The following is a 12,240-nucleotide window of genomic DNA, read 5'->3' on the forward strand; positions in this document are numbered from 1 at the left end:
CGCGCGGCCCGGCGGCCGGGTCATCACCTCACGCGGCCGGGTGCGGCCCGGCTCAACGTGGGCTGCCCGGTGTGGTGTGGTGTGGTTGTAGCGTCGTCGGGCATGCGGGGACCGCCCCCCTCCTCCCCCCGGCACCTACTTCCGCAAAGTTGTGAATGGAGGGTCCGCGCGCCCCCTTGCCACACCCCACGCGCCGTCCCGCATGCCCATCCGTCGCAGGTTTCTGGCGCACGGGGCTTCGCACGCTGGGGGCGCATTGGCCGTGTGGTGGGGGGCGTGCGGCAAACGCATTCGCAACTTCGCGAAAGTAGGTCCCGGGTGCCCTTCCGGCCGGGCGGCGCATTGCGTGCATACAGGGGGCGCGCGGCCTCCTCATTCACAACTTTGCGGAAGTAGGTGCCGGGGGGAGGGGGCGGGCCCGGGCTTGCCAGCACATCGACCACCCCTCCCCGCGCGAGCCGAGAACGCGAGCGGCGAGGCCCGACCGGGCGGCTGAGCCGGGGCCGGGACCCGCACCGCGATGGGCTGGTCGGCACCCGGCAATGAAGGCGCGTGACCTGGCCGCCAAGCCGGGCGGGCGACTGCGCCCCAACCGGGTCCCGCGCCCGCGTTATGGCGGGCGGCACCCGGCCGCGAAAGGTGGTGGCCCGAGCGGCGAAACCGTATGGGCGGCTGGCTGCGCCCCGACCGTGGCTCGTGCCGCGCTGGGCCGGTCCGCACCCGGCGATGAAGGCCGCTGACCCGGCCACCGGCCCGCGCGGGTAGCCGCGCCCCAAGCGTGACGTCGACACACGATGGGCCGGGCCGCACCCGGCAGCGCAAGGTGATGACCCGGCCGCCGAGCCGGGCGGGTGGCTGCGCCCCGACCGTGGCCCGCGCACACGTTGAACCGGTCCGCACCCGGCAGCGAGAGCCGATAGCCCGAGCGGCGGGGCCGGGCCGCGTGGGCGGCCGAGCCGGGAGCGTGACCCGCGCACACGATGGGCCGGTCCGCACCCGGCAGCGCAAGCGGATGGCCCGAGCGGCGTAGCCGGGGTCGGCCACCTCGACGGTGGCGTCGGCTTACGTTGGGCCGGGCCGCACACGGCGATGAAAGGGGATGGCCCAGCCCCCGGTCCCCGTAGACCCCACCCCTGGCCGGCCGGGTCGAAGTCAACGTGCGGTGCAGGGGCGGCAGTCAAGGGTGGAGCGGAGCGGAATCGGCGGAGCCGACGCGACGCAGGAGCGCCCTTTACTGCCGGCCCGGAACCGCCACACTCCGCAAAAACCGGGCGGCCCCGGCCACCAGCAAAGACACCGGCCCACCGAAGTCCCCGCCCCGACCCCCGCCTCACCTCCCGTTCACCCCACCACCCCCCTCGCACAACCCTTCGTACGCCTCACGAGTCACACCCCCGCAAGCAACACCCAAAGCATCCAAAGGATCCAAAGGTTCCAGAGGCCCGGGAGACCCACGTGCGCGTAAGAAGCCTGGTCGTCACCGCCACCGTCATCGCCCTCGCGGCCACAGGGCTGACGCTGCCCGCGGCCGCGTCGGCGAACGCCGTCTCCACCGGCTTGCAGTCGAAGTCCACTTTGAAGGACGACTTCAATGGCGATGGGTACCGCGACCTCGCGATCGGGGCGCCCGACTCCAACTCCGTCACGGTGACCTTCGGTTCGGCGAGCGGCGTCGGTGAGGACCGCGCTGTCACCGTCACCCAGAACACCTCCGGCGTACCCGGCGTCACCGAGCCGGGTGACGAGTTCGGCGAGAACGTGACCAGCGGAGACGTGAACGGGGACGGCTTCGCCGATCTGATCGTCGGCGCCCCCGGCGAGCAGGTGGAGGGCAAGCCCTCCGGCTCCGTCACCGTCATCCACGGCGGCAAGAACGCGTTCACCTCCGGCGGCCGCGCCCTGAACTCCCCGGCCGACACGAAGGGCCGGTTCGGCGAGGCCGCCGTCTGGACCGACCTGGACTACGACGGCGCGCCCCAGCTCGCCGTGGTCAGCGGCGACAACTGGTACTTCTACACCGGCGCGGGCGAGAACGGCCGCGTGCACGGCCTGGAGGTCGACTTCCTGCCCGAGGACGTACGCCTCGACGGCATGATCGCCGGCAACTTCAAGTACAAGGAGGGCGTCGGCTTCGTCCTGTTCGGCGAGCGCGCGGACGGCAGTGTCTACACCGCCCACATGAACGGCGGAGTCGGCGACTACGGCTACCGGTCCGAGGTCATCGGCGCGGACGCCCCCTCGACCGCGACACGCGACGCGGCCACCGCCGGTGACGTCGACGGCGACGGTTACGACGACCTGATCACCGGTAATGGCGGCGACTCGGCCGGTGGCAAGGGCGGTTCGATTACCGTGCGGCTCGGTGGCGACGGGAAGTTCGGCGCGCCCGTGACGTACAACCAGGACAGCGTCGGCGTCCCCGGCACGGACGAGAACGACGACAGCTTCGGCGGTTCCGTCTCCGCGGGCGACGTGACCGGTGACGGCCTCGCGGACCTCGCGGTGGGCGCCCCCGGCGAGACGGTCGGTGGGACGGTCGGCGGGACGGGCGACGCGGTCGCCGGTGCCGGGAGCGTGACGGTCCTGAAGTCCACGGCCGGGAAGTTCACCTCGGGCAAGGCCTGGCACCAGGAAACCGCGGGCGTACCCGGCATCGCCGAGGCCGGCGACCGCTTCGGCACGTCCGTCCGGCTCAAGGACATCAACAAGAACGGCAGGGCCGACCTGGCCACCGGCGCGACCGGCGAGGACATCGGCACGACCCGGGACGTCGGCGCCGTGTGGGTCCTGCGCGGCACGTCGACGGGGCTCACCTCGTCCCACGCCGCCTCCTTCAACGGCACCGACTTCGGGGTCGGCGGCACCGGAGCCGGCTTCGGCCGCACCGTGCGCTGACCCGCCCCCGCCGGGCACCCGCCCGGCCCCCACTCATGCACACCCTCAACCATTGAGAGACCTCTCCATGTCCTCGTACGTGCGAAAGACCGCGCGCAACACCACGCGTAGCAACACGCGCAACAAGCTCCTCGCGGCAGGCGCCCTCTGCGCCGCCACCGCCCTCGGCGTCACCGGCCTCACCGCGGGCAACGCGTCCGCGGCTGCCCCCGCCGCCCCCACCGCCCCCTCGAAGATCCACGCCGACTACAACGGCGACGGCTACGTCGACCTCGCCGTCGGCGTGCCCGGCGCGACGGTCGGCGGCCACGCCAAGGCCGGATACGTCAACGTCGTCTGGGGCGGCGCCTCCGGCCTCGGCAAGCACGGCTCGGCCACCGTCAGCCAGGCCACGGCGGGCGTGCCCGGCACCGCCGAGGCGGGCGACAAGTTCGGCCACGCCGTCGACTCGAACGACATGAACGGCGACGGTTACAGCGACCTGGTCGTCGGCGCGCCCGGCGAGGCGACCACCGCCGGCTCGGCCGCCGGCACCATCGCGGTCGTCTGGGGCTCCGCGACCGGCTTCAAGAGCGGCTTCACCGCCGCCAACGGCACCGTCGACAGCGCCAGGTACGGCTCACTGCTCACCACCGGCGACTTCGACAAGGACGGTGACCAGGACATCGCCCTCAACTCGCACTTCGACGAGTCCAACGCGGTCGTGACCCGGCCCGGCCCCTTCACCACGGGCTCGCCCGCCACGGTCTCCCGGGTCACCGGCTGGCACTTCGCGGGCGCGTCCGCCCTCGCCGCCGGTGACTTCGACGGCGACGGCGGCGACGACCTCGCCATCTCGTACCGCGGCATGGAGGTCAGCGGCACGACCGTGCAGAGCCGCGCCTCGGGCGAGTGGAAGGAGACCTGGCGCACGGCCGACAGCTCCGAGACCGCGCTCGCCACCGGCGACTTCGACGGCGACGGCAGCGCGGACCTCGCCATCGGCAACATGCGGCCGAACCCTGAGGCCGAGGGCACCTACTGCGAGGACATCCTCGGCGGCGCCATCGCCGTCGTCTACGGCAAGCAGGGCGGCAACCTCGGCGACGGCGGCGCCTCCTGCACCTCCCAGAACAGCCCGCAGGTCGGCGGCACCGCCGAGACCGGTGACAACTTCGGCGCGCGGCTCGCGGTCGGCAACCTCGACCGGGACGGCATCGACGAGCTGGTCGTCGGCGCCGACGCCGAGGCCGTCGGCACCGCCCAGAACGCGGGCACGTACTGGATCCTCGCCTCGTCCGGCACCGGCGGTGACCTCACCGGCCCCGCCTTCAGCCAGAACACCGCGGGCGTGGCGGGCACGGCGGAGGCCGACGACCACCTCGGCGCGGCCGTCGCGACCGGCGACTACAACGGCGACTCCTACCCGGACGTCGCGGTCGGCGCGCCCGGCGAGGACGGGCAGAAGGGCGGCGTCTGGTATGCCGCGACCCCCAAGGACGGCCCGAACCCGGCGGTCACCTCGGTGACGCCGGGCAAGCTGGGGCTCACGGGCGCGCGGGAGTACGGGATGGTTCTCGGCAAGTAAGCCAGGAGCATCGCAGGGGGGGCGGGCCGGATCCCGGAGATCCGGCCCGCCCGGTGCGCAAGACGCCCGAAACCCGCCATTCACCCCAACTCCCGCCCTCCGTACAACCCTTGTGCCCCACCGCAGGTCTCCCTTTAGCCGATCACGGCATGACGCCAGGGCCAACGCCCGGTGAACACGCCCACCCCGGCCCCCATCGACCGCGGATGCCCGCCAGGCATCCCCGCCTGCCGCAGGAGTACCGCATGGCCAAGCACAAGCGCACCTCCACCACCGTCCGTTCCAGACGCACGCGCCTCGCCGCGGCGACGGCCACCGCGGCCGCGCTGACGGGCGGGCTGCTCGCCGTCACGGCAACCACCGCGTCCGCCGCGCCCGCGGACCCGCTGCCCTCGCACGAGGCCGACTTCAACGGCGACGGCGTCGCGGACCTCGCGACCTCCGCGGCCGGCGCCAACGTCGGCGGGAAGGACGGCGCGGGCCAGGTCACCGTCACGTACGGCGGCAGCACGCTGCGCCACAAGACCTTCAGCCAGAACAGCGCGGGCGTCCCCGGCTCCGCCGAGACGGGCGACACCTTCGGCTACGACACCGCGTACGGCGACTTCAACCGCGACGGCTACGACGACCTCGCGGTCGGCGTTCCCGGCGAGGACGTCGGCAGCGACAAGGACGGCGGCAGCGCGCAGATCCTGTGGGGCTCCGCGAACGGCCTCTCCGGCGGTACGACGGTGCAGGACCCCCGCCCGAGCGGCCACGACTACTTCGGCGGGCCCATCGAGGCCGGCGACTTCGACGGCGACGGCACCACCGACCTCGCCATCGGCGCCCGGTCCGGCTCGGCCACCATCGACGTGCTCAACGGCAAGATCTCCCGCAGCAGCGGCACCGGCACCAGCCGCTACACGATCAAGCCCGCCATCCAGAGCGGCGAGGGCGCGGGACCCTTCAACCTGCACTCCGGCGACGTGAACGGCGACAAGCGGGAAGACCTCATCGTCGACGGCTACTCCACCGGCGACGGCTACAACGCCAACCTGTGGGTGCCCGGCACCGCCGACGGCCTCAAGACCACCAACCAGCAGCGGCTGCCCGGCGGCATCATCACCGACGTCGGCGACACGGACGGCGACGGCTACGGCGACATCGTCATCGGCCTGGAGTGGGACGACGAGATCGCCGGCGCGAACAAGGGCGGCACGGTGTACGTCGCCCACGGCGCGGCGAACGGTCCGTACGGCGAGACGCAGGTCTTCACCCAGGACACGGCGGGCGTGCCGGGCGCGGGCGAGAAGGGCGACTCGTTCGGCGGTGAGCTGGACCTCGGCGACGTCAACGGGGACGGGCACCTCGACCTGGTCGTGGGCTCCCCCGGCGAGGACCTCGACGGCGTCACGGACGCGGGCTCCGCCACCGTCATCTACGGCAAGGCGGACGGCTCGGGCCTCTCCACGGACGGCGCGGTCCTCCTCGACCAGAACACCCGGGGCGTCCCCAACTCCAACGAGAAGGGCGACTACTTCGGCGCGGACATCCACGTCGACGACCTGAACGGCGACGGCCGGGGCGACGTCACCGTCGGCGCGTACGGCGAGAACGGCGGGAACGGCGCGTTCTACCCGCTGACCAGCAAGAGCGACGGCTCCCTCACCGGCTCGGCCGGCGTCTACACGTCGACGGTGGGCATCTCGGCGGCAGGCACGCCGCGCCTCGGCGCGAACTTCGCCGACTGACGTCCCGGCCCCTCCCGGGCCCCTCCCCGCCCCCTCCGCCGGGCCCGCGCCCACCCACGCGGGCCCGGCCCCACCCCTTCCCGGAGCGCCCGTGCGCATACGCACCCTCTTCCTCGCCGCGTCCCTGACGACGACCGGCCTGCTCGCCCTCCCCACCACCACGGCGTCCGCCGCGCCCGCCAAGTACACCGACGACTTCAACGGCGACGGATACCGCGATGTCGCCGTCGCGGCCCCCGACGCCAAGGTCTCCGGCAAGGACGAGGCGGGCGCCGTCGTCGTCCTGTACGGCTCGGCATCGGGCCCGCGAGCCGCGAAGAAGCAGTTGATCACGCAGTCCTCGGCGGGGGTGACGGGCGCCGCGGAGGCGTACGACCGGTTCGGGCAGTCAGTGGCCTCCGCCGACCTCGACGCGGACGGATACGCGGACCTGCTGGTGGGCGCTCCTTACGAGGACGTCGGCAGCGCCAAGAACCGCGGTGGCGTCACGGTCCTGTGGGGCAGCGCCCAGGGCCTGAAAGGCAGTGCGTCGCTGCCCACCCCGGGTGGTTCCTACGGCAACGCGGGGTGCATTTACGGGGTCGGCCTCGCCGCGCAGAAAGCCGCCACCGGCAACGGGAGCAAGGTCTCCGTCGCCGGATGGTGCGCGAGCCGCCGTATGACGGGCCCCTTCACCAGGTCCGGCAAGCCCGTCTCCAACAGCACGGCGTTCGGCACGGGCTCGGTGGACGACACGGTCCTCGGTGACCTCGACGGCGACAAGGCTTCCGACACCGTGGACATCACCGTGGGCATGGGCGACTACCCGGACGGCGCCGTGTACGTGAACCCGGCGGCGAGCGGCAACCGCCCGCTGTCCACCGACGGCGACAACGCCACCATCGGCGACGTCAACGGCGACGGCTACGGCGACCTCGTCATCGGCGACCCCACCGACGCGGAGATCGACGGCACCCCGACGGGCGGCACCGGCCACAAGGGCGGCCAGATCGCGATCTGGCCGGGCAGTGCGAGGGGCATCGATCCCACCGCGCGACCGCTGCTGATCCACCAGTCGACGCCCGGCGTGCCCGGGTCCGCCGAGAGCAACGACTCCTTCGGCACGGACGTGAGCGTCGCCGACATCAACGGCGACGGCTATGGCGACATCGCCGTCGGTACGCCCGGTGAGACGCTCGGCAGGGCCAAGGGCGCCGGCACGGTCGTCATCGTCCCCGGCGGCCCCCAAGGCCCCACCGGCTCGGGCTCGTTCACCCTCTCCCAGGACTCGGCCGGTGTGCCCGGCACCGCGGAGCGCGAGGACGACTTCGGCACCACGGTCCGCTTCGCCGACGTCACGAAGGACGGGCGGCCCGACCTCGTGACCGGCGTACCCGGCGAGATCGCCCCCGGCTCCACCCGCAACACGGGCGGCGTCTGGGTCTTCAAGGGCACGTCGTCGGGCCTGGGCCTCGGCACGTCGTACGACATCACGGCGGGCGCGGTGGGCCTGTCCAAGACCGTGAACACCTACTGGTCCTCGGTACAGGCCCCCTGAGACACGGGCCGCGTCACATCTCGCCCCTCCCACCCGTACCTCCTCGAAGAGTTGGAGCCCCCGTGCGCACAAGCACAAGCACCAGCAACAGCACCAGCACACGCACACGCCCCCTCGCCCTCGCCGCGGCCACCGCTCTGGCCGCCGCCGGCCTCACCCTGCCCCTCACCACGGCCGCGCACGCCGCACCCCCCACCGAACCCACCCCCCTCACCAGCGACTTCGACGGCGACGGATACGCCGACCTCGCCGTCGGCGTGCCCAGCGGCACCGTCGACGGGAAGGCGAAGGCCGGCTACGTGAGCGTCGTCTTCGGCGGCAAGGACGGACCGGGCACGAACGGCGTGCGGCGCATCACGCAGGCCACCGTCGAGGTCCCCGGCACCCCGGAGGCCGGTGACCGCTTCGGCGGCGCGGTCACCACCGCGTACATAGACGACGACAAGTACGCCGACCTCGTCATCGGCGCCCCGGGCGAGGACATCGACGCCAAGACCGACGCGGGCTCGGTCACCGTCCTGTACGGCACCGGTGACGGCTTCGCCGTGGCCAACACGGCGGCCCGCGGCGACAAGTCCGGCGCCGCCTACGGAAACGCCCTGGTCGCCGCGGACTTCACCGGCGACACGGACGTCGACCTGGCCATCGGCGGCAAGGACCAGGTGGTCTACAACGCCCACCCGCTCGTCGACCGCACCCAGCCCCTCATGGCCAGGCCCATGGGCGGCCGCGCCCCCGTCATGACGACCGGCGACTACAACTCCGACGGCCGCCCCGAGCTGGCCGTCGCGTACTACACGCAGAACCAGCCCAACACCCAGTCGCACGTCCAGCTGTACGACTACAGCAGGGACGAGTACGGGTTCTTCCTTACGTGGAGCAGCGACAACAGCGCCGCGAACGCCCTCGCCACCGGTGACTTCAACGGTGACGGCAACGACGACCTCGCCCTCGGCAACTGCCGTGAGATCGCCGACGAGAACATCGACGACCCGTGCGGCCCCGAGGAGATCGCGAAGGGCGGCGGCATCCACATCCACTACGGGGACGGCACCGGCCTCGTCTGGGAGGGCCAGACCCTCAACCAGGACACCCCCGGCGTCCCGGGCGTCGCCGAAACGGGTGACGACTTCGGCAACGCCCTCACCGCCGCGGACCTCGACGGCGACGGCAAGGACGACCTGATCGCGGGCGCCCCCGGCGAGGCCATCGGCAGCGCCGCCAGGGCGGGCAGCGTCACCGTCCTGAAGGGCGGCGCGAAGGGCATCCTGAACGCGGACGGCTCGGCGGCCGGCGCGGTCGCGTACCAGCAGAACACCCCCGGCATCCCCGGCGCGGCCGAGCAGGGCGACACCTTCGGCGCGAACCTCGCCGCCGCCGACCACAACGGCGACGGCCGCCCCGACGTCTCCGTGGCCGCCCCCGGCGAGAACGCCTCCGCGGGCGGCGTCTGGGAGCTGCCCGGCGGCGGCGCCACGGGCAGCAGGGCCATCACGCCCAACTCCATCGGGCTGCCCGCGTCTTCGCACCCGTACGCGTACGGGGCGGTGCTCGGCCGCTGACCGGCGCTGACCCACGGGAACCCTGACCCTTCAGGGTTCCCCTAAGGGTTGTCACAGGTCGGCCGCAAAGCCCGTCTCCTCCCGGGGAGGGACGACCCGACCCCCGAAGACCAGGTACGTTCGATTCGTGGCTGGATTCAGGATCGGACGCGGCCGGGACAACCGCGCCGCGCGACCGCAACAACAACCGCGGCAGCAGCCGTACGGACAGCAGGCCCCCCAGGGCGGCCCGCAGCCGTACGGCTACCCACCCGCGCCGTCGACCCCGCAGCGCCCGCAGCCGCCGTACGCCGGTGGCGGTGGCGGCGGCCAGCAGTGGCCGCAGGCGGGCGCCGGCAGCGGCAACCACGGCGAGCCGGAGTACTTCGGCGGCCCCGACGCCCACGGCCAGGGCCAGGGGTACGGCCAGGGCCAGGGGTACGGGCAAGGGCACGCCCCCCAGGGCGGCCACGACCCGTACGCGGCGAACAACCCCGGGCACACCCAGGCCTTCTCCATCGGCGAGGACCCCTACACCCAGGGCGACACCTACCGCGCCGGCCAGGCCCCCGCCCCGGTCCTCGGCCCCCGTCTGCACTGGAAGGAGCTGCTGCGCGGCATCGTGCTGCGCCCCGGCCCCACCTTCCTGCACATGCGGGACTACGCGATGTGGGCCCCCGCCCTCATCGTCACGTTCCTCTACGGCCTGCTCGCGATCTTCGGCTTCGACGACGCCCGCGACGACGCGATCAACGCCACGCTGTCGTCCGCGGTGCCCTTCGTCCTCACCACCGGCGTCGCGATCACCATCAGCGCCTTCATCCTGGGCGTGGTCACGCACACCCTCGCCCGCCAGCTCGGCGGCGACGGCGCCTGGCAGCCGACGGTGGGCCTCTCCATGCTGATCATGTCGCTCACGGACGCGCCGCGCGTGATCGTGGCCATGTTCCTCGGCGGCGGCCAGCCCTTCGTGCAGCTGCTCGGCTGGGCGACCTGGCTGGCGGCGGGCGCGCTGCTCACCACGATGGTCAGCAAGTCCCACGACCTGCCGTGGCCGAAGGCGCTGGGCGCGTCCACGATCCAGCTCCTTGCGATCCTGTCGATCATCAAGCTGGGCACGTTCTAGTACGTACGTGAGGAGGGCCCGGGACTGACGAGCAGTCCCGGGCCCTCCTCATTCACAGAGTCACGTCACACGCATCCGTCAGGCGTCGAGAACCTGACCCTCACGCTTCACAACGGGCGGCTCGACGCTCCACGGGAAGTTGATCCACTCATCGGTGCGCTTCCACACGTACTCGCACTTCACGAGGGAGTGCGACTTCTCATAGATGACGGCGGACCGCACCTCGGCGACGTGGTCGAGGCAGAAGTCGTGGACGAGCTTCAGCGTCTTCCCGGTGTCGGCGACGTCATCGGCGATGAGCACCTTCTTGTCGGTGAAGTCGATGACGTTGGGAACGGGGGCGAGCATGACAGGCATCTCAAGAGTCGTCCCGACCCCCGTATAGAACTCCACGTTCACCAGGTGGATGTTCTTGCAGTCGAGCGCGTAGGCGAGCCCGCCCGCGACGAAGACGCCACCACGGGCGATGGAGATGATGATGTCGGGCTGGTACCCGTCGTCGGCGATGGTCTGCGCGAGCTCCCGCACAGCGCCGCCGAACTTGTCATACGTAAGGTTCTCGCGCACGTCACTCATACCGCTGCTCACACCTGGGTCCGATGGAAGTTGAGGAAGGAACGGGAGGCGGTGGGACCGCGCTGCCCCTGGTAACGCGACCCGTACCGCGCCGAGCCGTAGGGCTCCTCGGCGGACGAGGTCAGCCGGAAAAGACAGAGCTGCCCGATCTTCATCCCCGGCCAGAGCTTGATCGGCAAGGTTGCCAGATTCGACAGCTCCAGGGTCACGTGGCCGCTGAACCCCGGGTCGATGAACCCGGCGGTGGAGTGCGTGACGAGCCCGAGCCGCCCGAGGCTGGACTTCCCCTCCAGCCGGCTCGCGAGATCATCGGGCAGGCTGACGACCTCGTACGTCGACGCGAGCACGAACTCACCCGGGTGCAGGATGAACGGCTCGTCGCCCTCGGGCTCCACGAGCCGCGTCAGATCGGCCTGCTCGACGGAGGGGTCGATGTGGGGGTAGCGGTGATTCTCGAACACCCGGAAGTAGCGGTCCAGCCGCACATCGATGCTCGAGGGCTGCACCATGGATTCGTCGTACGGGTCGATCCGCACCCGTCCGGAGTCGATCTCGGCCCGGATGTCCTTGTCTGAGAGAAGCACGCACCGAGGATACGCAGAGCGCGCGGGCCCGCCCCAATCGGACAGACCCGCGCGCTCACACGACTCCACGCTCGGCGCCGCTGCGCCCCGTAGGGCCCGCTCCCGCTACCGCTTCTCCAGCATCACCGGCACGGCGTGCCGGAGCCGGGCACAGCGCGGGCACCGGATGAGCCGGCCGGGACCGAGCCGGTCCGCCTGCTGCATCGGGAACGAAGCGGTGCTGAACACGTGCCCTTCGGCACATCGGACGACGGTGCGCTCCATCAAGTCTTCGAGTCCCTTCCCCAGTCGTAGGTGAGCTCGTACGTACCCGTACTCACTCGTCTCTCGCTCGCCTCCGAGCCGACGACGAACGCCCACATTACGGTATGAAAGGGACGGCCCTCCAGGCGGCGCGACCAGGCCCCACGGTACGCCCCAACTCCCTCCCGCCGCACGGCGCATCCCCCCTCCCACACACGACTCGGGCCCCGCGGCGGGAGCGCCGGGGGCCCGGGATGAGGTACAGTGTGCGACGGTACGACACGGCTTCGAAGCACCTTCTGGGCGCTTCGGGACGGTGTCTTTCGCGGGTGTAGTTTAGTGGTAGAACATCAGCTTCCCAAGCTGAGAGTGCGAGTTCGATTCTCGTCACCCGCTCCACGAAGAAGGCCCAGGTCATCGACCCGGGCCTTTCTGCTG

The 12,240-nt window shown here is 71.9% G+C and carries 8 protein-coding genes and 1 tRNA gene; 7 read left to right on the plus strand and 2 right to left on the minus strand.

The features are described from left to right. The first annotated feature begins 1,455 nt into the window (after positions 1 to 1,455). The 6 genes from ACZ4Z4_RS20990 (at position 1,456) to ACZ4Z4_RS21015 (ending at position 10,399) form a co-directional block, all read left to right on the plus strand. Positions 1,456 to 2,895 carry an FG-GAP-like repeat-containing protein gene (locus ACZ4Z4_RS20990; protein ID WP_468329102.1) on the plus strand — a complete coding sequence of 480 codons (1,440 nt, stop codon included), beginning with the start codon at positions 1,456 to 1,458 and terminating at the stop codon, positions 2,893 to 2,895. 52 nt (positions 2,896 to 2,947) lie between these two features. Continuing rightward, a complete protein-coding gene (locus ACZ4Z4_RS20995; protein ID WP_468329105.1) occupies positions 2,948 to 4,462 on the plus strand; it encodes an FG-GAP and VCBS repeat-containing protein in 1,515 nt (504 codons plus the stop codon). Positions 4,463 to 4,707: 245 nt separating this feature from the next. Beyond that, positions 4,708 to 6,195, plus strand: coding sequence for a VCBS repeat-containing protein (locus tag ACZ4Z4_RS21000; RefSeq protein WP_468329108.1), 1,488 nt, complete (start codon positions 4,708 to 4,710; stop codon positions 6,193 to 6,195). 91 nt (positions 6,196 to 6,286) lie between these two features. Continuing rightward, positions 6,287 to 7,732: a hypothetical protein gene (locus ACZ4Z4_RS21005; protein ID WP_468329110.1), complete on the plus strand. Its 1,446-nt coding sequence runs from the start codon at positions 6,287 to 6,289 to the stop codon at positions 7,730 to 7,732. A 62-nt stretch (positions 7,733 to 7,794) separates the two neighbouring features. Further along, on the plus strand, positions 7,795 to 9,294 hold the full coding sequence (locus ACZ4Z4_RS21010; protein ID WP_468329113.1) for an FG-GAP-like repeat-containing protein: 1,500 nt from the start codon (positions 7,795 to 7,797) through the stop codon (positions 9,292 to 9,294). A gap of 127 nt (positions 9,295 to 9,421) precedes the next feature. Next, positions 9,422 to 10,399, plus strand: a complete 978-nt coding sequence (locus ACZ4Z4_RS21015; protein ID WP_468329116.1) for a Yip1 family protein — start codon at positions 9,422 to 9,424, stop codon at positions 10,397 to 10,399. A 78-nt stretch (positions 10,400 to 10,477) separates the two neighbouring features. On the opposite strand, the gene ACZ4Z4_RS21020 is transcribed toward ACZ4Z4_RS21015, so the two are convergent. Then, entirely contained in the window at positions 10,478 to 10,975 is a 498-nt protein-coding gene (locus ACZ4Z4_RS21020; protein ID WP_468329119.1) for a phosphoribosyltransferase, read from the minus strand. An 8-nt stretch (positions 10,976 to 10,983) separates the two neighbouring features. Continuing rightward, positions 10,984 to 11,559 (minus strand): dCTP deaminase, encoded by a 576-nt coding sequence (gene dcd, locus ACZ4Z4_RS21025; protein ID WP_030788950.1) that lies wholly within the window; start codon positions 11,557 to 11,559, stop codon positions 10,984 to 10,986. Positions 11,560 to 12,127: 568 nt separating this feature from the next. On the opposite strand from dcd, the gene ACZ4Z4_RS21030 reads away from it, so the two are divergent. Beyond that, positions 12,128 to 12,201 (plus strand) — tRNA-Gly (locus ACZ4Z4_RS21030). The last annotated feature ends 39 nt before the right edge of the window (positions 12,202 to 12,240 follow it).

This window comes from Streptomyces sp. NPDC030245 (assembly GCF_055572995.1).